General features: G+C 67.1%; 23 protein-coding genes and 1 pseudogene. 12 read left to right on the top strand and 12 right to left on the bottom strand.

What is annotated here, in order from left to right; translation table 11 throughout:
* Positions 1-93: 93 nt before the first annotated feature.
* The 4 genes and pseudogenes from AB0M52_RS14310 to AB0M52_RS14295 form a co-directional block, all read right to left on the bottom strand.
* Positions 94-438, bottom strand: a pseudogene (locus tag AB0M52_RS14310) (amino acid permease); the annotation flags it as partial.
* Positions 439-480: 42 nt separating this feature from the next.
* The gene (locus AB0M52_RS14305; protein WP_363953232.1) at positions 481-1209 is read right to left on the bottom strand and encodes a GPP34 family phosphoprotein; all 729 of its coding nucleotides are present in this window, start codon (positions 1207-1209) and stop codon (positions 481-483) included.
* Positions 1206-1433: a hypothetical protein gene (locus tag AB0M52_RS14300; protein ID WP_363953230.1), complete on the bottom strand. Its 228-nt coding sequence runs from the start codon at positions 1431-1433 to the stop codon at positions 1206-1208. The genes AB0M52_RS14305 and AB0M52_RS14300 overlap by 4 nt, the downstream gene beginning before the upstream one ends.
* On the bottom strand, positions 1430-1711 hold the full coding sequence (locus tag AB0M52_RS14295) for a hypothetical protein (RefSeq protein ID WP_363953228.1): 282 nt from the start codon (positions 1709-1711) through the stop codon (positions 1430-1432). Before AB0M52_RS14295 ends, AB0M52_RS14300 begins: the two co-directional genes overlap by 4 nt.
* Positions 1712-2229: 518 nt before the next feature.
* On the opposite strand from AB0M52_RS14295, the gene AB0M52_RS14290 reads away from it, so the two are divergent.
* The 5 genes from AB0M52_RS14290 (at position 2230) to AB0M52_RS14270 (ending at position 5171) form a co-directional block, all read left to right on the top strand.
* A complete protein-coding gene (locus AB0M52_RS14290; RefSeq protein ID WP_363953234.1) occupies positions 2230-3147 on the top strand; it encodes a helix-turn-helix transcriptional regulator in 918 nt (305 codons plus the stop codon).
* Positions 3140-3337, top strand: coding sequence for a DUF397 domain-containing protein (locus tag AB0M52_RS14285; protein ID WP_363953226.1), 198 nt, complete (start codon positions 3140-3142; stop codon positions 3335-3337). Before AB0M52_RS14290 ends, AB0M52_RS14285 begins: the two co-directional genes overlap by 8 nt.
* A gap of 146 nt (positions 3338-3483) precedes the next feature.
* Entirely contained in the window at positions 3484-3885 is a 402-nt protein-coding gene (locus AB0M52_RS14280) for a hypothetical protein (protein WP_363953224.1), read from the top strand.
* A gap of 138 nt (positions 3886-4023) precedes the next feature.
* Entirely contained in the window at positions 4024-4779 is a 756-nt protein-coding gene (locus tag AB0M52_RS14275) for a metallophosphoesterase (RefSeq protein WP_363953222.1), read from the top strand.
* 74 nt (positions 4780-4853) lie between these two features.
* On the top strand, positions 4854-5171 hold the full coding sequence (locus AB0M52_RS14270) for a cold shock domain-containing protein (RefSeq protein ID WP_363953220.1): 318 nt from the start codon (positions 4854-4856) through the stop codon (positions 5169-5171).
* Between the two features lie 51 nt (positions 5172-5222).
* On the opposite strand, the gene AB0M52_RS14265 is transcribed toward AB0M52_RS14270, so the two are convergent.
* On the bottom strand, positions 5223-5792 hold the full coding sequence (locus AB0M52_RS14265; RefSeq protein ID WP_363953218.1) for a dihydrofolate reductase family protein: 570 nt from the start codon (positions 5790-5792) through the stop codon (positions 5223-5225).
* A gap of 400 nt (positions 5793-6192) precedes the next feature.
* The gene (locus AB0M52_RS14260) at positions 6193-6948 is read right to left on the bottom strand and encodes a DinB family protein (protein ID WP_363953216.1); all 756 of its coding nucleotides are present in this window, start codon (positions 6946-6948) and stop codon (positions 6193-6195) included.
* 9 nt (positions 6949-6957) lie between these two features.
* Between AB0M52_RS14260 and AB0M52_RS14255 the strand changes: the two genes are divergently transcribed.
* Entirely contained in the window at positions 6958-7578 is a 621-nt protein-coding gene (locus AB0M52_RS14255; protein ID WP_363953214.1) for an MOSC domain-containing protein, read from the top strand.
* 352 nt (positions 7579-7930) lie between these two features.
* On the opposite strand, the gene AB0M52_RS14250 is transcribed toward AB0M52_RS14255, so the two are convergent.
* Both AB0M52_RS14250 and AB0M52_RS14245 read right to left on the bottom strand, forming a co-directional pair.
* On the bottom strand, positions 7931-8143 hold the full coding sequence (locus AB0M52_RS14250; protein ID WP_363953212.1) for a DUF1737 domain-containing protein: 213 nt from the start codon (positions 8141-8143) through the stop codon (positions 7931-7933).
* 511 nt (positions 8144-8654) lie between these two features.
* On the bottom strand, positions 8655-9464 hold the full coding sequence (locus AB0M52_RS14245; protein ID WP_363953210.1) for an alpha/beta hydrolase: 810 nt from the start codon (positions 9462-9464) through the stop codon (positions 8655-8657).
* Between the two features lie 401 nt (positions 9465-9865).
* Here AB0M52_RS14245 and AB0M52_RS14240 point away from each other — a divergent pair, with 401 nt between their 5' ends.
* Together AB0M52_RS14240 and AB0M52_RS14235 are read left to right on the top strand one after the other, a co-directional pair.
* Positions 9866-10540, top strand: a complete 675-nt coding sequence (locus AB0M52_RS14240; protein ID WP_363953208.1) for a uridylate kinase — start codon at positions 9866-9868, stop codon at positions 10538-10540.
* Between the two features lie 152 nt (positions 10541-10692).
* Positions 10693-11199, top strand: coding sequence for a nitroreductase/quinone reductase family protein (locus AB0M52_RS14235; RefSeq protein ID WP_363953206.1), 507 nt, complete (start codon positions 10693-10695; stop codon positions 11197-11199).
* Positions 11200-11396: 197 nt separating this feature from the next.
* On the opposite strand, the gene AB0M52_RS14230 is transcribed toward AB0M52_RS14235, so the two are convergent.
* The 3 genes from AB0M52_RS14230 to AB0M52_RS14220 form a co-directional block, all read right to left on the bottom strand.
* On the bottom strand, positions 11397-11978 hold the full coding sequence (locus tag AB0M52_RS14230) for a dihydrofolate reductase family protein (protein WP_363953204.1): 582 nt from the start codon (positions 11976-11978) through the stop codon (positions 11397-11399).
* A 79-nt stretch (positions 11979-12057) separates the two neighbouring features.
* Positions 12058-12471: a helix-turn-helix domain-containing protein gene (locus AB0M52_RS14225; protein WP_363953202.1), complete on the bottom strand. Its 414-nt coding sequence runs from the start codon at positions 12469-12471 to the stop codon at positions 12058-12060.
* Entirely contained in the window at positions 12465-12881 is a 417-nt protein-coding gene (locus AB0M52_RS14220; protein WP_363953200.1) for a DUF6597 domain-containing transcriptional factor, read from the bottom strand. Before AB0M52_RS14220 ends, AB0M52_RS14225 begins: the two co-directional genes overlap by 7 nt.
* A 137-nt stretch (positions 12882-13018) precedes the next feature.
* On the opposite strand from AB0M52_RS14220, the gene AB0M52_RS14215 reads away from it, so the two are divergent.
* Positions 13019-13459: a hypothetical protein gene (locus AB0M52_RS14215; protein WP_363953198.1), complete on the top strand. Its 441-nt coding sequence runs from the start codon at positions 13019-13021 to the stop codon at positions 13457-13459.
* A 97-nt stretch (positions 13460-13556) separates the two neighbouring features.
* On the opposite strand, the gene AB0M52_RS14210 is transcribed toward AB0M52_RS14215, so the two are convergent.
* Entirely contained in the window at positions 13557-14519 is a 963-nt protein-coding gene (locus tag AB0M52_RS14210) for a hypothetical protein (protein WP_363953196.1), read from the bottom strand.
* Positions 14520-14672: 153 nt separating this feature from the next.
* Between AB0M52_RS14210 and AB0M52_RS14205 the strand changes: the two genes are divergently transcribed.
* The 3 genes from AB0M52_RS14205 to AB0M52_RS14195 form a co-directional block, all read left to right on the top strand.
* Complete coding sequence (locus AB0M52_RS14205; RefSeq protein ID WP_363953194.1) at positions 14673-16412, top strand: hypothetical protein; 1740 nt, start codon at positions 14673-14675, stop codon at positions 16410-16412.
* A 15-nt stretch (positions 16413-16427) separates the two neighbouring features.
* Positions 16428-17090 (top strand): hypothetical protein, encoded by a 663-nt coding sequence (locus AB0M52_RS14200; protein WP_363953192.1) that lies wholly within the window; start codon positions 16428-16430, stop codon positions 17088-17090.
* Between the two features lie 88 nt (positions 17091-17178).
* Positions 17179-17723: HAD family hydrolase (locus AB0M52_RS14195; protein ID WP_363953190.1), on the top strand; the 545-nt coding region annotated here is incomplete at its 3' end.

Below are 17723 nucleotides of genomic sequence, written 5' to 3'. Positions count from 1 at the left end.
GGGTCAGGCTGCCGCCAGCTTCACCAGGTTGCTGCGACAACCCGGCGGTGGGTCCTCTCACCCCACCCGGTCACACAGCGCCTCATGGCGCACCAAGCCGATCTGCATCGCGTTGTACGCGAGCAGCGCGACCATCGCCGCGCCGACCCCGGCCGGGCGGCCGAGGCCCCGGGTGACGTAGGTGTAGAACGCGCCCGCGTTGACGATCCGCCGCGACATGGCCACGTAGCCGACCGCGAACAGCGCGAGCACGGCCGCGACCACCAGATAGGCGACCGGGATGCCGGTGACCCCGGTGACCGCGTACCCGGTGGTCGCACCACCGGCGACCACGGTGAGCGGCGCGGCGGCGGCGATCACGAAGAACACCACCGACGGGATGCCGAGCCGACCACGGGCCAGCACGGCGGACACGGTGTCGGGTTTCGAGTGGGACATCGATTCTCTTTCCGAACAGGAGTGGATGGGGATTGGTGGTGTTCAGGAGGTGCGGTGGCTCAGCACGGCACCGCCGACGACGGCACCGAGGTCGGCGAGCAGGTCCCGCAGCGGCGGGTGAGCCTGCTCGACCTGCTGACGCAGGAACGCGCGGGTCGCGAGGGGCGCACCGTCGAGCAGGATCGGGTCGAGTTGGGTGTGCAGCGCCAGCCCCGTGAGGGCCACGTCGAAGGCGTTGAGCCGCTGGTAGTTACGCAGCTGGTACGACAGCCGGGCCCACGACCAGGCGGCCGTGTTCATGTCCGCCGGCACGTAGGCGATGCGCTGCCGCCACAACCGGCCCACCTGGTGCTGACGGAGCAGCCCGAGCTGCCACATCCGGGTCGCCACCTGCTCGTAGGCGGTGGTCGCCACGAACGCCAGCCACGTCCGGGTTGCCGTGTGCTGCGGCTCGGCGATCAACCGGTCCAGCACGAGATGTTGCAGCCAGTCCTTCGGCGGCGCGCTACGGACGACGCGGACATACCCGCGTTCGAAGGTGACCCGGCCCTCCCAGTGCAACTCGGCCAGCAGCGCGGCGGCCAGACCGTGCGCCAGCGCCGACTCGAACAGCCGAGGGCGGCCGGTCTGGTCGTCATGCGCCAGGTAGAAGAACTCATCGGCAAGCCGCATGCTGTGCGCGGCGGCACTGCCGACGGCCCGCACCGGCCGGCTCGGCGCCGGATGCTCTCGTAGGTGTGGGGCGTACTCGCCGCCCGGGGTGCTGGTCACCTCGGCTGGCCTTCCTCGGTCGAATCGTCGGTGGGAAACCCGAGCTGGCGCAGGAGCGCCCGACCACCCGGATGGCGGCCCAGCTCCTCGACCGCCCAGGCGTACTGCCCGCACCCGCCGTCCCCGCAGTGGAAACAGGTCCCGCCGTCGCGGTGCTGGAGCACCGTGTTGCGCGCCGACTCGAAGCGATCGCCGGGGCGATCGCTCTCCTCGGTGCCGGTCATGGTGCGGATTTCTGGCGGCGCAGCGCGGCCACTCTGACCCGCACCTCCATGCACGGCGGATGCCGGTCGACATGCGGGTACTCGCACTCGGGCCGATGACCCAGCACCCACACCCACTCGTCGCTGCGGTTCGGCAGATCCCGGACGCTCGCCACGGTGACGGCCACCGGCGTGCCAGGGGTCAGATCACGGCCGTACGACCAGTCGCCCGGCTCCAGCCGCAGCAGCGTGCCGGATGCGACCTCGGGAAGCGGCTGAGGCGTCCTATACACGGCCACGCCCCCGCAACCCCCACCACCAGCGACGCCCACCGGCTGGAGCCGGCGGGCCGCAGTCGATGCCGAACGGCTTGAACGCCTGCTCGCCACCGGGGACGAACCACTTGACGCGCACTGCCATCACCTTTCGCTGAGAGATGCGCGGCCGGGCCCTCCCCGGCACCGACCGCGCACCCCGACCAAATGGGGTGCAGGGACCGCCCCCGCAGGGGGAAGTGGGCGCGGTCCCTGCACCCGGCTCCGGCAACTTGTGGAATTCGGAGCCCGGTTACGTCTGTCCTCAGGGGACCGTGATCGACCCGTCCTGCCTGAAATGCCGCTGGTGTCCCAGAATCGGCGACAACCTGCTGACCGTCATCGTTTCGTCGCTGTCAGGAAGAATGCAAGACATCATGGAGCGGGAAATCATGAAGGAGTTTCCATGTTGGAGCTGCCCGTCGGGTGTTAGCCCTGGTCAGGGCGGCAAAGTGCGGACTGTGATCAAGCGACCCATCGTTTGTATGCTGCTGTTTGGCAAAATGGTGATAGGAGGCTCCGTGTCCGACACGGACGGATCGGCCCTGTTGAGGCGAAGGATCGGCCGCAAGCTGACCGCCCTCCGCAAAGAGATCGGGATGAGCCAGGAGAAGTCAGCGGCGCTCCTTCAGCGCAGCCCTGCGACGATTCACCGGATCGAAGCCGGCGACCCACGCGTCAAGTTCCGCGACATCGAGGTCAAGGCGATGTGCGAGCTGTACGAGGCCAGCCCCGAAGACCGCGCCGAGCTGCTCGCCCTCGCCGCCGAAACCCGTACCAATGGTGCGAGCGCCTGGTGGCACGACTACACCAACACCCGCCTACCGAGCTGGTTCGGCCTGTTCGTCCGGCTTGAAAGCAGTGCCGAGCGCATCCGGGAGTACGGACCGGAGGCCGTGCCCGGCCTCCTCCAGACCCGTGAATACGCCAAGGAAGTCACTGGCGTGCCGCACGGCCTCATCGACGCGCAGGAGGTTGAGCGGCAGGTCGATTTCCGGATGGAGCGTCAACGCCTGCTCTCCAGCCCTCGGCCACCGCACCTATCGGTCGTGCTGAGTGAGGCGGCCATACGTCGAGCCGTGGGCGGCCCGAAGGTCATGGCTGCCCAGCTCCAACATCTGCTCGATGTGAGCCGGTCGCCTAGCGTGCAGCTCAGGGTCCTTCCGTTCGAGGCTGGCGTGCACGGCGGGATGACTTCCGGGTTCATCGTCCTGGAGTTCCCGACCGTGCCCGGCACCTCGGAACCCCTTGAACCCCCGCTGGTCTACGTCGACAGCCTCACCGGCGCGCTCTACCTCGACAAGGCAACCGAGGTCGCCGCCTACAACCTGGCCTGGGACGACGTGACCTCACGAGCACTCGACGAGAAGTCGTCGAGGACGTTAATCACCGCAACGATGGAGGCATTCACCCGTGCCTGACACGACGACTGTCAACTGGCGCAAGAGCAGCCGCAGCGGCAACCAGGGCGCCTGCGTCGAGGTCGCCGACACGCTCCCCGGTGGTGGCGTCGGCGTCCGGGACAGCAAGGACCCCAACGGACCCTTGCTGACCTTCTCGCCGACGTCCTGGAGCGCCTTCACCACCAGCCTGCGCAACCCCACCCCGTAGACCGGCGCAAACCACCCCTGGGCTGATGGTGGCCGCTGACCCAGCGGCCACCATCAGTCCCACACCCCACTGACACCGTACGCATTGCGGGAGATCCGGATGCCGACTCGGTCCATTGGCTGATCGCCGGTGGAAGGATCGATGGTGTGATCGAACTGCCTGAGGGATCTTGGTGGGATTGGGACGTGCTGCACTTCGATGGCTCTCAGCTTCGGTTGGCCGCGGGGCACGACCTGACCTGCCACCACGGTCTCGAGGTGGTCTTCACCGACGTCGCATACTTGGCCTGCCCGACCCAGTTCCGGGATCCTCGGTTCCGGGAATCCACCCTCGACGAGCGCACACTGGTGCGTCGGCACGTCGGTGAAGAGCCGCCAGCGATCATTGCCTTCGACGTCGACGCGCCGGCCGAGGGTGATCTTCTGACCTGTCTCGTCGCAGCAGGGTCGGTTGAGGTGGTAACCGGCCTGGTCTACCGCTGTTGGCGTGACAACCTCGCTGCTGGAGAACGATTGGCCCCACACGTGCGGCCGCCACAGCAATCGTGAGGGCCGCAACTCGCCGGAGCTGCGGCTGCTACTGGCGGGGTGGCCCACCCCAGTGGAGAGCGCGCACGATCGGCGGCTAGATGAGCGCGCTCTGGTAGGCGCTTCGACGGCGGCTACCATCGCCATGCGGAGGCCGACATGGCGAAGATCATGATCATTGGTGACGTTGGCGGATGTGTCGATCAGCTGTCCCAGGCCGTGGCGCCTGTGCTGGAGGATCCAGACGCCGTGGTGATTCAGGTTGGTGACTTGGTCGATCGCGGCCCGGACAGTGCAGGCGTTCTCGCTTTCGTTCGGCGTCGACTGGAGAACTCGCGGCGGTGGATCCAGCTCATCGGTAATCACGAGTCGCAGTACCTCGGAGCCGAGCGGTTCTGGCCACAGCGGCTGTCCGACGAAGACGTCGCACTCCTGAGGAACTGGTGGCTGCGGGACTGCCTGCGAGTCGCTGCCGCGGTGCGCACCGTGGAGGGAGAGGAATTCCTGATCACCCACGCCGGCCTCACTGTCGACGCCTGGCGGAAACTGGGCGGACCGGTCATCGCTGCCACCGCTGCGGACCTGCTCAACACCCGCCCCGAGGACATCCTGTGGCACGAACGCGGACCGCTGTGGGCCGAGGCGGCCCCCGACCTATACGACTCCTGGTTGGACGCCGCCGAGCCCCCGCCCTTCGGCCAGGTACACGGACACTCCACCATCGTGGATTTTCGCCGCAAAGCGTGGCGGTGCGGCGAACGGATCCGCCAGCGAGCCGCAGTCGACTGGAACGCCCGCCACACGTTCACACGCGTCAGGACGAGCCGGTTCATCGGCGTCGACCCACAGCATGGACGCGACGGCGCGTCGCAGTGGTCGCCGTTGGTGCTTCATGACGCCACCTTGCTCGCCTGACCTGCCGGCCACGAATGTGTGCACGTCAGCACGACGTTGTACTTCGCGATACCTGCGCCGGGCAGAATGAACGGGTGGCAAGCTCTGGAGTCGTTCGGACCTATCACATCGACGAGGGGTGGGGTGTCATCGATGGGTCGGAGGTCCCCGGCGGGTGTTGGGTCCATTTTTCGGCCATCGCCATGAACGGGTTCCGGCAGCTTGCTGCCGGGCAGAGGGTTTCCTTTCTCGCCGAGGCGACCGCGCAGGACGGGTTCGCGTATCGGGCGGTGAAGGTGTGGACGACCGACACCGAGCCAGATGACCCAGGACGGGAGCGTTCCGAGTCCCGTGCGTACCACAGCACGCTGACACTGGCCTTTGACGAACGGCCGCACCCCGATGGGCGTTGACAGCGAAAGGAGCCTGTCTGACCAACCGCCAACGTGCCAGGACAAATCACGTCAAGCCGTTGCTCGCGTGGGCCGGTATCGCAGGGCGGTCGCCCCCGACCGGAACTCATGGCGATCCACGAGCTCGAGCTGGATGCGCTCGCGCAGACCGGCGAGCAACGTCGGCCCGTGTCCGGCAAGGACCGGCTGCACAAGAAACACGTACTCGTCGATCAGTCCCAGATCTGCCAACGCCAGGGGGAGCGTCACGCCACCCACGAACAGGCCCTCGCCTGGCTCCTGCTTGAGCCGCCGAACCGCTTGCCCCAAGTCGCCTCGCACCAACTCGGCATTCCAATCGACCCCGCTCAGCGTGCTCGACACGACGTACTTCTTCGCCCGGTCGATGGTCTCGGCGAACGGGATCTCCCACTCATCCATCCAGTCAGGCCACGTGCCCGTGCCCGGCTGCCGCCACGCCGACTCCATCATTTCGTAGGTCACCCGGCCGAATAGCAGGGCATCGGCTCGTTCCATCTCAGCGGTCCAGTAGCGCATCGACTCCTCGTCGGGGGGGAGCCCTGCCTCGTGATGGCAGCAGCCGTCGAGTGTGACGTTGATCGAGTATCGAAGTGGTCTCATCTCGTTGCTCTCCCTTGATTCGCGAAGCGCGTTTTCACCGGACCGTACTCAGACTACTGTCGGCGCCATTTCTCATCGGCGCCCGATCCCACCTACTCAACACCGTCGTGGTGCGAACCAGACCGCAGACCGAGCGCGCGACCGATTCGGCGATCTGCTCAAGCCGCGGTCAGCCGGCGGCTGTCCCAGAACGCGCGGCCGAAGCGGCTCCATCGCATCGCCGACCGCCGGCACGCTGGCTGGGGTGCGTTGACGCCGCGCCAGCGGCGTTGGGCGGACTCGATGAGCTTGAAGGCCATGGGGCCGGGTTGGCCTTGCCCGATTTCCTACTGACCGATCGGCTGCGCACGCCAGAGGGCGCGAATCCCACGCTTCGAGTTATCCACGCCTACGAACGTCGTCATCGAGGATGACGGTCTGCCGCGCATCGTGCGGTGGATTCCAGCCTCTCGCGGTAGGCGGCCCACCACGCCTCGTCGCCCTCGACCACGTTGTCGCCCGGCCACCGCCAGCCGACCTGGCCGTCGACCAGTTCGCGCACGATGTCGGCGTGCCCGGCGTGCCGGTTCAGCTCGGCGAGCACGTGCACGAGAATGTGGTGCAGCGTCACCGGCGTGTGTTGCCACCACCGCACCGAGCCGGGCGCGTCGATCGGGAGCGCCTCGATCGTGGCGTCCGCATGTGCCCACACTCGGTGCCACAGGCCGGTGATGTCGTCGCGGGACTCGTCGGCTGCGGCCCACATGTCCGTGTTCGGCTCGGCGTCTTCGTCAAGGCCCGCGACGGGTTCGGGAAAGGGGCGGTCGAACACCTCGCCGAAATACCCGGCGGCCACCGACGCCACGTGCTTGACCAGCCCGAGCAGGTTCGTCCCGGTCGGCACGAGCGGGCGCCGCACGTCGTACTCCGACAGCCCGTCGAGCTTCCCGAGCAGCGCCTCGCGCGTATCCCGCAGATACCGATGGAGATTCGCCTTGGCGTCGAGGTCTGTCATGCCGCCCAGGATCTCACCGCCCCGCCCGCCGCGATGCCCTGTACGCCCGCGTTCCGAGCCGCGGCTCTGTGGCGCACTGATGAGGGGCAACACGAAGCAGACCCTCAGTCCGATCTCGCGTTTCGAGAAACAGTTTGGACGCCGCTGGTGTGCGTCGGGCACAGTCGGACCGTGGCAGACTCCATCACCGTACGCCATCGCTCCATGGATGAGATCATGGAAGGGCTGCACCTCGTGCGGCGCTCCCCACGCGGTGTCGGCACCCTGGCATTGGCCGTACGTCGGCCGGCCGTTGACGCCCGGGAGGTGCTCTCCCAGGCGGAACTGGACCCCAGCGCCGGGCTGATCGGCGACAGCTGGAGTCAACGGCCCAGCTCACGAACGGCCGACCGGTCACCGCACCCCGACATGCAGCTGAACGTCATCAACTCCCGTTTCATCGAACTGATCGCAGGTCCCGATCGTGACGCCTGGGCGCTCGCCGGGGACCAGCTCTACCTCGATCTCGACCTGAGCGTCGGCACCCTGCCAGCCGGTTCGCGCCTAGCGATCGGCGACCGGGCCGTGATCGAAGTGACCGACCAGCCACACACTGGCTGTGCCAAATTCGCCGCCCGGTTCGGACGCGACGCCCACAAAATCGTCTGGAGCGAGGATGGCAAGCGACTGCGACTGCGCGGCCTCAACGCCCGGGTGCTCGTCGGCGCAACGATCAAGGCAGGCGACACGGTACGGCAACTCCCCGCCGACGTCGGCCAGCCTGACACCGAACGTCTCAGCACGTACGAATAGCTGATCAAGACGATCGATGCACACACGGCGCGGCAGAAGAGGATGTCGCGTGGCGGTCTGCCGCTGTGCCGCACACGGATGATGGCCAGCAGGAATGACCCCCACGTTCCCCGAGACCCGCCTGCTGGCGGGTGATCTCTTGCTGCGGCCCTTCTCCGCAACCGACATCGAGGAAAATCAGATCGCTTGCGCGGATCCGCTCATCCAGCAGTGGCTCCCCCTGCCCCAGCCCTACACCCGGCAGGACTCCGCTGATTGGTGCACCAGGACCTTCGGTGACGAGCGCTTGGCGGCTACGAGCGTGCACGCGATCTGCGACAAGCGCTGCCAGGATTGCCCCATGAGCGCGGGTCTATCTGGCGCTGCCCTCGGATGCTCCGGAGCCAACGGAGTGCGGCAGCACCAACGCTTGAGCGGCGATGACGCGTTCACCGTTGAAGGTCAGCGCCGGCGATCCATACAGTTGATAGCCCTGGTCGAGAAGGCCGCTGACGCGAGCGCAGAATCCGGCATCATCGGGTCCGGTGATAAGGCGGTAGCCGAGCGGCTCAGAGAGATCAGACACCGCCGCATTGTGCCCGCCCGGCCATGCGTGAGCCCAGTCCCGGCTACCACTTCGTCTTGGTCGACCGCACGACCAGCGGCGGATGCGGATGCCCCACCAGTGCCGATCCTATTGAGGATCACCGTGACCGTGTGCAGGTTGCCGAGCTCGGCGTGCGGCAAGCCTAGGCTGTGCGCCATGGAAGGAATGGCGTGGCTCCTGCTGTGCCCGTGCGCGTTCTTTGTGTTGCTGTTCTTCGCCGCGGTCGTGATCCTCTGGTTTCAGACCAAGCCGGGCAGCCGGTAGCTGAGTCGGCCGTCGAAAGGAAGCGCCGGCGCGCGAGCCTTGGCGACTCTGGGGCGTAGGGCCGCCGGCCCGACCCGGAGCCGGTTCTTCGGCAGGTTCAGATGTCGCCGGCACGGCCACTCGTTCGGCAACCGTGATGCTCGGATCGCGGAAGATCCGGATGTTCGATTGCGTACTCAGGCGTGAGAGTGCTTGAGGCTGGTCAGAGCAGATCACCGCTCGTCCGTCAGCCCCTGTGGTTGGCGACCCAGTCGAGGAGCAAGGCGAGGAATCGGTCGGGCTGCTCCAGCGACGGCAGGTGGGCGACGTCGGGCCAGTCGACGCGGCGAACGTCGGTAAGCCCTCCGCACACCCGGTCGGCGCAGTCTCGGGTCGTGGCGAGGTCGTGACCACCGACCAGCACCAGCGTCGGCGCTCTGATGTCCTCCAGCCGATCCAACGCGGGCGGATCCAGCTCGACCTCGTCAACGTCTGTCCAGGACGCGGTCACCTCGAACGCCCGGCGCTGCATACGTCGTACGAAGTCCTGAAAGCCGGGGTCGACCTGCGAGGCTTCCCGGCCGGGGCCGACGACCCAGTAGGCGATGTTGGCCTCGACGGCGGCATCGATATCGCCGACGGCGAGCGCGCTCTTCTCCGCGTCGAGGAAGGCCTTGAAGTCGTCGGTCAGTTCGGCTAGCAGGCTGCCACCCGGCGGGCACAGCAGGAGGGATTGAACGAGCTGCGGCGCCGTCAGTGCCACCTCGGATGCGACGCCGGCACCGAGCGAAGAGCCCACGAGGTGGCATCGCCCGACGCCGAGATGGGAGAGCGTCGAGAGGACATCGTCGACGTGCGACAGCGGCCCCTCTGGGGGAGCCGTCGATTCCCCGAAGCCGCGTAGGTCAAGCCGCACGACGTCGTATTCGCTGGTGAGGCCCTTCCACTGGGGATCCCACATCCTACGGTCGGCGATACCGGCGTGGATCAAGACGATCGGCAGGTTGTCGACGCCCACCGCGTGGTCATAGGCGATTCCGAGCGGCGTAACTGCCACCGGTCTCCTCGGGTTGGGTTAGGTCGTCAACGGGCCTCAGACAAGCAGGACGACAGGTTGGGTGCAACAGGTTTGCCGGAGCTCCCCAGATCAGGCACGGCTCACCTCCGCGCCGTCACCCAAAAAGTCCTCAAGGCGACGCCCTGAAATCGGCATTTTCGGACGTCGACCGACGCGGAAGGGCAATCGCGGAGCGTGACGGCTTGGGTTGCTGCCGGCGCGCACGGTCTGCGGCATCGCGGATGATTACCGGTGCCTGTACATCGCTCCTGTACGCACCGGACGAGGGCGGCAGAAACCTCGAGCAGCGGCTCACTCGGGCAAGTGGCCGGGCGCGAAGGCTGGCACGCATAAGGTCGGCTCGGCACAGCGACCCTTCGCGAGACTAGGACGGGCAGGACATGGACCAAGGCACCCGCGACGAGATGCTCCGCCGCCTGGCTGAGGCAGTCGGGTCCGTCACAGTCGCACACCCGACGCGGGTTGCCATCGACGGACCGCCCGCCGCCGGCAAGACCACCCTCGCCGACGAGCTGGCCGTCGTCTTGCGTACACAGGGCCGCGACGTCATCCGCGCGACTATCGACGATTTCCTCTTCGCCCGGGCACAGCGCTATCCACGCGGCGAGTACTCGGCCGAAGGCTGCTTCTTCGACACCCACGACTACGAGGCACTGAACCGGGTGCTGCTCGATCCGCTCGGCCCGAGCGGAGATCGACGCTGCCAACACGCGGTCTACGACCGCAGAGCAGATACAGTGCTGTCCCCGCCGGTCACAACTGCCCCCGCCGACGCCGTGCTGGTCTTCGACGGCGTCTTCCTCATGCGCCCGGAACTGATTGACCGATGGGATCTGCGCATCTTCGTGTCGACCGCGCTCGAGAAGACCGTTGATCGTGCCGTGATCCGAGAGCGCCGGGTGTCATCTCGGGCCGACGTCGAACGGCGCTGGCGCGAGCGTTACATCCCCTCCCAACGGTTCTACTTCGCTACGGTCCGCCCGACCGATCACGCCGACATCATCGTGCACAACGACGAGCCCCAGCAGCCGGTCTGGGAGACCCAAACACACTGACCGCGCTCAATTCGACACGCTGGGGATGCCGCCGACTGCGCGGATGAGAGGCCGATGCAGAGGCGATGCAGCTGGGGCATCGGCCGGCCGTTCGGCTCCGCCGGCCCGTCTGACGCTGCGGCTGGCATCCTGTTCGTACCATGGCGGGCCAGGTGTGGGAGGTCGTCATGTCGATCGAGAACCGGGCGAAAAACCCGTGGTTGCCGCCGCGCTGGTTCATCCGTCTTGCCTGGTCGGTGCACCGGCGCCTGTACCGGGTCTCTGGCGGCCGAGCCGGATTGTGGCGGCCGCGCGTCAACGGCTGGGGCACCCTGCGGCTGACCGTCGTCGGGCGCCGCACCGGCCAGCAGCGCAGTGTCATCCTCGGGTACTTCGAGGACGGGGCGAACCTGGTGACGCTGGCGATGAATGGGTGGGGTGAGGGTGAGCCCGGCTGGTGGCTCAACCTGCAAACGCATCCGGAGGCGAGCGTCGATCTGGTCGACGGGCGGCGGTCGGTACGTGGTCACGCCGCGACCGGCGACGAGCGGGTGCGGCTGTGGGCCCGCTGGCGCGAGATCGATAAGAACCTCGACGCCTATGCGGCGCTGCGGTCGTCCGAGACCGCGGTGGTGGTCCTGGAGCCCCGGCCCGGCGCGCCGGACTCGTTGCCGGGATAGCTGCTCGGCCGTCGACCCGCCCACCCTCACAGGTCAGCGGCATGTGAGTGCTCGGCAACTCTGCGACGAGCCCATCAAGCGCCGGCGGGATGTTGGCTGGCGCGTCGGTCCCGGGGCAGCGATGCGCAAACGCAGCCGGAGGCCCGAACTTGTGTCACCGTTCGCAGTGGACTTCTTCGCGTACCCGCCCAGATCGGTCAACGGCGCACCCGATAGCGCAGGTGAAGCACCCGGTTGCCCTGAATCACCACGTCAGGATCCTCCAACAGGTGCTGCGCGTGGACCGACCCGAAGTAGCGCTTGCCGGACCCGAACACGACGGGTACGACGTCCATGCGCACCTCGTCGATCAGGCCCGCGGCAAGCACCTGGCCACCGACGTCGCCAGCGGCGACCTCGACAATGCGGTCACCCGCAAGCTCCTGCGCCTTGGCCATGGCTGCCTCGACGCCGTCGACGAAGTGAAACGGCGCCTCGGGGTCCCAGCCCTCGGGCGCTGGCCGGTGGGTCACGACGACGACGTGGTCGATCCCGCTTGGAGGCTTTCCGTCCCAGCCGTCCGTTATGTCGAAGACGTGGCGGCCGGCGATTGTCACCCCGATCTGGTCCCAGTATGGCCGGACGTAGTCGTAGGACGTCTGCGACACTTTCAAGACGCCGCTTTCGTCCAACGGGACGTCACCACTGAGCAACCAGTCGAACAGCGGTCCGGGCTGGTCATTCTCGTCCGCGACAAAGCCGTCTACCGATACCGAGCTGTACATGACTACTTTGCCCACGGGGCTCTCCTCTACTTTGGGCACCCCAAAGTAGCGTGTCGTGAGCTGAAGCTCTTGTAAGAAATCAATCGGCCGGCAGCTACCAGTTGTCCAGTGCGTGGCCGGGATGTTCGCGCAGGAACCGCCGCCGGACTTCGATGTACCGGGTCGGCGTGAGCCCGGTGAACGTCCGGAACTCGTGGCCGAAGTGGGCCTGGTCGAAGTAGCCTGCGCCACCGGCGAGCTCGCCCCAGTCGATCGGTTCGGCGGGGTTGATCGCGAGCACGGTGGCGGCGAAGCGGTGGGAGCGGGCCAGCCGTTTCGGCGTGACGCCGATGAGTTCCTTGTACCGCTGTGCCAGATGAGTGTTGCTGACACCGGCTGCCTCGCTCAGGTCGCCGACCGGCACCGCCCCGTTGGTCGCCGCGATGACGCTGCTCGTATGACGGACTAGCGCCAGGCCGGGTGTCTCGCACAGCCGTCGCATCAAATCCTCTTCGAGCAGCGTCAGCATCTCGTGCGGTCCGTCCGCCGTGGCAGCCGGTCTCGCAGCTCAGCAATGGCGGGCCGGCCCCAAACCTGCTCTACCGTCACCGGCCGGTCACACAGCTCGGCTGCGGGCATCGGCAGGAACGGCGCCAGCCCCCACGGCTTGACGTGCACGCCGACGGACCGGGTCCGGAGTGGGTAGCCGAACTCCAACGCGCGGGTGGGCATGGTGACCACGCAGCCGTCGGCGTACTCGGCCGTCTCGATGTCGGTGCCGGCGCGGATGCGGAACGGCGCCCCGAGGTTGACGATGAGCAATGCCGCCGGCGACGGCGGCAGCGTCAGCCGGGCGTACGGCGGCGTCCTCTCCAGGTAGTAAAGGTCGTCGATCAGCCCGTCCAGCGGCGGTCGCGGCACTCTGGACACGTACTCCATTTACTTGGACCTCCGGATAATCAATCATCGAAACAGTCCGGGCCAAGGGCTTGCGACGGTATGAGACCGTGGATGAAGTGAGGAGCCCCGACTATTATCAAGTGATCGCTCAGGTTTTGCCCACTCTGCTTATAGCTGTGCTGATCGAGATGCGAGCGGTATTCGATCTCTCGATGCGAATTGCAGCGACTGAAGAGGATCTAGAGTTCATCAAGGATCCGAGGCCCGTCAGATGGATCACTACGTCGGTGCTGCCGTCAGCGGCTCGTAGCTATGCGGTCTACGCGGTCACATGCTCGCTGTTCGTCCTTGGCGAACTGGCGGCACTCATGGCCGTCATGGCGGGTACCCAAGGCTGGTTGCCGTGGCTTGCCGCGCCGGCCAGCGCGCTCTCCGCGGCAAGTCTCGTTATCCTCGCAGTCTATATGCCATTTAAACATCTTAGTTATCGCGCCTGGCTAGTTAGCCTCGAACGCGAAGTAAAACGGGCGAATCGAGCGCAGGGTCACGTGGTGACCTCGGATGCAACGGATCCGGAATCGACTGGGAACGAGACTGCCGAAATGTCGAAGACTTAAACGTACGGCAGTCATCCTGCGAGCGATGCCGGTCGCCTCGGGGAGCGCACGGCACCAGAAACGGAGGTCACCTGTGCAGGACCGCGCACAGCAGTCTTCAGGTTGATGTCCGCTTTCGCGTCGTGGATCGGGTGTGCAAATTCGCGGACGCGCTGAGGAAGCAGAGAAGGCCGATAAGACCGATCATCATCCGGGAGTCGGTCAGCGCCGCAGGCGGCCGGGCCGCCACCACGGTGGCGAGGGCGGCGATGAGGAACGATCCGGAGATCTTCCATCGGGACGGTGTCGGCTCGGGTGCATGCCGGCGTGCCGGCGTAGCGTCGGCATGCACCTGTTGGAGATTTTCGTAGCCGGTATGGCTGCCGATCGTCGCACGGGCGGCGGGATGTGCGGCGTAATGAGCGACGGCGTCGGCGATCAGGTCACGGTCGGTGCCCTCGAAGTAGATCCGGTCCCGACGCAACGGCAGGCCGGTGCGCCGGACCAGCTCCGGACGGGTGTAGGTGAGCCGAACCTCGCCGCGAGCGTCAGCGGGTTGGACCGGCTGGACGTCGGCCAGGGCGTCCCAGGGAATCGTCAGGGTGCCGAGGTAGCGATCCGAGCGGATGCCGTCCGGAGTCAGGATCACCCCGACTCCGCGCCAGAGGGCTGGCAGGTAGAGCCCGATCGGCGCGGCAGTCAGTGCAACGACCAGCAGCCAACCGGGGTCGACGGCCTGCTCGTACCGCGCCGTCCACAAACCCGGAAGAACGAGAATAGCGATCGCGCACAGGTGCGGCAGGGTCAAGCCCAGGACGAAGGTGGGTCGCGGGGACCGAAACGCGCAACGGGTGACCTCCAGGCCGGTGGGAACACTCCGTCGAGCGACCCGGAGCACCAGCGTCAGCAGTACGAGAAGCACCACCATCGCGACGAACAAGCCCAAAACCAAGCCGGTCGGTTCCCTCGGCGACAGCGTGCCGACAGCGACCACCGCTGCCAGGCCCAGCACCGCCAGCACGAAGATCGCACGGCGGTACCGGACGGCGGCCATCCACCAGGCAAAGATCACGATGCCCACTGTAGGGGCCGCATTCGTGAGGAGACACTGCCTCCGCACGGCCCGGTATCGGCTCGGCACCGTGCACCACTCATCAGACGCAGCGGCGCACGCGGGCTTTGCCGGCACCGTATACATTGACCAGGGCCTGTTCATCGTCGATGGAGCGAGGCCATGAGCGACCCGGCGCCGCCACCGTTTCCCCCGCCCCCACCGCCTTCGCCGCCGGCATCGGCACGACCGCGACGGCTCGGGCTGCTGTTCGGTGGCCTGGCCCTGGCTTTCCTGCTGATCTGCGCGAGCGGCGTGCTCATCGTGGCGCCCCGCTTCGCCGGCGAACTCGGTGACAAGGAGGAGCGGCCCACCGAGGCGCAGGCGGCGGCGAACACCGCCGACCAGGAGCTGAGGCAGGCGGCCGAGCGGCTGCTCACCACGCCGGCGGTCCGCTACCAAGGGTCGTTCACCGGCCCGGACGGCGACCGCGTCAGCATGGACGTCCAGGTGACCAACGAAGGCACCGTACGCGGCAAGCTGATCACCGGTGGCCAGACCGCCGAACTCCTGGACCTGGGCGATCGTACGTTTCTGAAGGTCGGCGCCGCTTTCTGGCGCGAGGCCGGGCTCACCGACGGGCGCGAGAAGGTCTTCGCCAAACGGTGGGTGCGCGTACCCAGCGACCTTTTCGGATTCGACTTCGGTGACGTGCTGGCGCCGGCTCTGCTCGCCACCGGCATGGTGCCGGGCATCGACGAGAACGGCTACCCGCAGCCAGAGGAGTCACCCGCACTCGGCGCGGTCACCTCGGTGGACGGCGTCGAGGCGCGAGGGGTGGTAATCGGCGGTGTCACGTACCTGATCAGCACGGCCGAACCGAGACAACTGCTGGGAGTGAGCACTACCCCGGTGACCGAGTCGGGCAGCGGCTTCCAGACGATCGCGTACCGGGTCAGCGACGTCGAGTTGCGCGCCAAGCTACAAGTTCTCACCGACGACCAGCGGCAGCTGCTGTTCGACGAGGTGAGACGTCAGATGGACGTACTGGCGCAGTCCCTCGACAGCATCGTCCAGGTGTCGCTGACCGGCAAGGCGAACCTCAGTCCCTGCAACACCAACGGCTGCACCGCGAACCTGAAGCTCCGCAGCCGGATCACGTCGGCATCCAAGTACGTGACGGTCAGTAAGCAGGTGACCGTCGAGGTGGACATCACCATGACGTTGGACGGCAAGGTGGTGCAGACCTGCCCGGAAGTCCTGACCATGAAGCCGAAGGACACCGCCACGGTACGGTGCCGCGCGTCGTACTTCATCCCGCCGGCCCGGAAACCCAAGACCCACCAGGTGTACGCCGCGTACACGGCGGTTGCCCGCGCGGTCACCACGGCGGACGCCAAGAAGATGGCCGCGGACCTGGCCGACGAGATCAAACGCAACGGCACGCTGGGCGTCAAGCCGGCAGACAAGCCTCACGAGTACCTGCCGACCGGCGCGAACCCGCCCACCCTGAACACCCGCCAGCAGCAGGCGAAGACCCGTGTCGAACAGCTCGCGAAGCAGGCGTGCAAGGACGTGCAACGGTGGCCGGGGGAGTCCCCGCAGCACTGGGGCGACCGGGTACACAAACGACTCGCGGAACTCGTCGGTGCGGAACCGGCGTCGGCCAACCTGTTCGCGGAGGTCGGCTACCGCAACGGTGTGCTCGCCAGCAGGTGGAACAATCCGGTCACCGGACGGGAGGGCTGGGAGAAAGGTGCCAAGGCGCCGGATGTGGTGTTCGGTGTGAACGAACTGGAACCGGAACTCTTCCTCGACCTGAAAACCGGCGCCAAAGGGCTCGATACCACGTGGTACAGGGACCTGCAGAACCAGCTGCCGCGAGATTTCCGGAACACTCCGGCGATCACCGTTCGATGCTGAGGAGGACATGATCACGTGGATGTCGGCAGGTGGGAAAAGGCCGTCGAGGCGTACCTTCTACCCGCCCTGGGCGACGCCTGGCGTGCCGCGCAGGGTCGGCTGGTGCGCGGGCCGATCGGCTGGACCGCCCAGACGGTGCAGCCGCTACCACCATTGCGGCACCGGCCCAACTTCCAGGTGGAGGTGATCGTCTGGTTGCTTGCGGTGCCGATGACCGACGGCTACACATGCTCACGGCGGCTGGACGGGGTGTTCCCCGAGCCGGACGCCTTGGCCGGCTACGAACCGGTGATGGCGGACATCCGGACCGTCGTACTGCGGGAGGGCGTGCCCTTCCTGGACCGTTACGGAGATGTGGAAGGTTTCCTCGCTTTCCGGCTGGAGCGGGAAGCCCGGAGGGCGGAGCGTGGCCTGACCGACCCCGACATGCGTGCGTCCGAGGAACTCGCCTACCTGCACGTCATCCGCGGTGACTGGGACGCGGCGCTGGCTGCGGCAGCGCGAGCCGAGAAGGCCGGCGAACTGAACCGTGCCGACCCGCACCCGGTCCCGTGGGAGGATGAGATCCTCGAACGCGTTCGTGCGGTGATCGCCCTCGGCCCGGAAGGCGCCCGCGAGGCCCTCGCCCGGAATGCGGCCGCCACGGCGACCGCATTGTCCCTGCCCCGCAACACGTAGCATCCCTGCAGGCGCACGGCGATTGGACGCCATTGGGGACCGCCGGATGCCGCCAGGTTCGCCCCATCCACTCGACTAGCCTGTCCGGATGATCAATCCGATCGGGCTTGTCATCTTCGACTGCGACGGGGTGCTGGTCGACAGCGAGCGCATCGCGGTCCGCGTCAACATCGCGCTTGGCGCGGAACTGGGCTGGCCGCTGACCGAGGCAGAGGTCATCGAGCGCTTCATCGGCCGGTCCAGCATGTCCATCGGTGAACAGATCGCGGCCCGCCTTGGACAGGGCGTGGCTGCCACCTGGGCGGACCGGTTCGACCTAGCGCACCGCCAAGCGGTGGACGCCGGACTGACCGCCGTCGACGGGATCCACGACGCGCTCGATGAGATCACCCACCTGACGTGCGTGGCGTCCAGCGGTACGCACGAGAAGATGCGCCACACCCTGGGCCGCACCGGCCTGTATCCCCGCTTTGAGGGCCGCATCTTCAGCGCGACCGAGGTCGCCCACGGCAAGCCCGCTCCCGATCTGTTCCTGCACGCGGCGGCGGCGATGGGTGTTCCGCCTGCGACTTCCTCGGTGACCCGAACGATCCGTCGCCGCTCCCGCCCGCTCCGGTGCCGCTCCACCCGTCC

It is taken from the genome of Micromonospora sp. NPDC051296 (genome assembly GCF_040682255.1).
Lineage (GTDB): Bacteria > Actinomycetota > Actinomycetes > Mycobacteriales > Micromonosporaceae > Micromonospora > Micromonospora craterilacus.
This window is presented reverse-complemented; position numbering and strand designations above follow the sequence as displayed.

What these genes read in the sequence shown, in the direction of transcription:
- AB0M52_RS14300 (WP_363953230.1), bottom strand. Translation starts at nt 1,433, where the DNA reads ATGACCGGCACCGAGGAGAGCGATCGCCCCGGCGATCGCTTCGAGTCG.
- AB0M52_RS14290 (WP_363953234.1), top strand. Translation starts at nt 2,230, where the DNA reads ATGGTGATAGGAGGCTCCGTGTCCGACACGGACGGATCGGCCCTGTTG.
- AB0M52_RS14275 (WP_363953222.1), top strand. Translation starts at nt 4,024, where the DNA reads ATGGCGAAGATCATGATCATTGGTGACGTTGGCGGATGTGTCGATCAG.
- AB0M52_RS14265 (WP_363953218.1), bottom strand. Translation starts at nt 5,792, where the DNA reads ATGAGACCACTTCGATACTCGATCAACGTCACACTCGACGGCTGCTGC.
- AB0M52_RS14240 (WP_363953208.1), top strand. Translation starts at nt 9,866, where the DNA reads ATGGACCAAGGCACCCGCGACGAGATGCTCCGCCGCCTGGCTGAGGCA.
- AB0M52_RS14225 (WP_363953202.1), bottom strand. Translation starts at nt 12,471, where the DNA reads ATGCTGACGCTGCTCGAAGAGGATTTGATGCGACGGCTGTGCGAGACA.
- AB0M52_RS14220 (WP_363953200.1), bottom strand. Translation starts at nt 12,881, where the DNA reads ATGGAGTACGTGTCCAGAGTGCCGCGACCGCCGCTGGACGGGCTGATC.
- AB0M52_RS14205 (WP_363953194.1), top strand. Translation starts at nt 14,673, where the DNA reads ATGAGCGACCCGGCGCCGCCACCGTTTCCCCCGCCCCCACCGCCTTCG.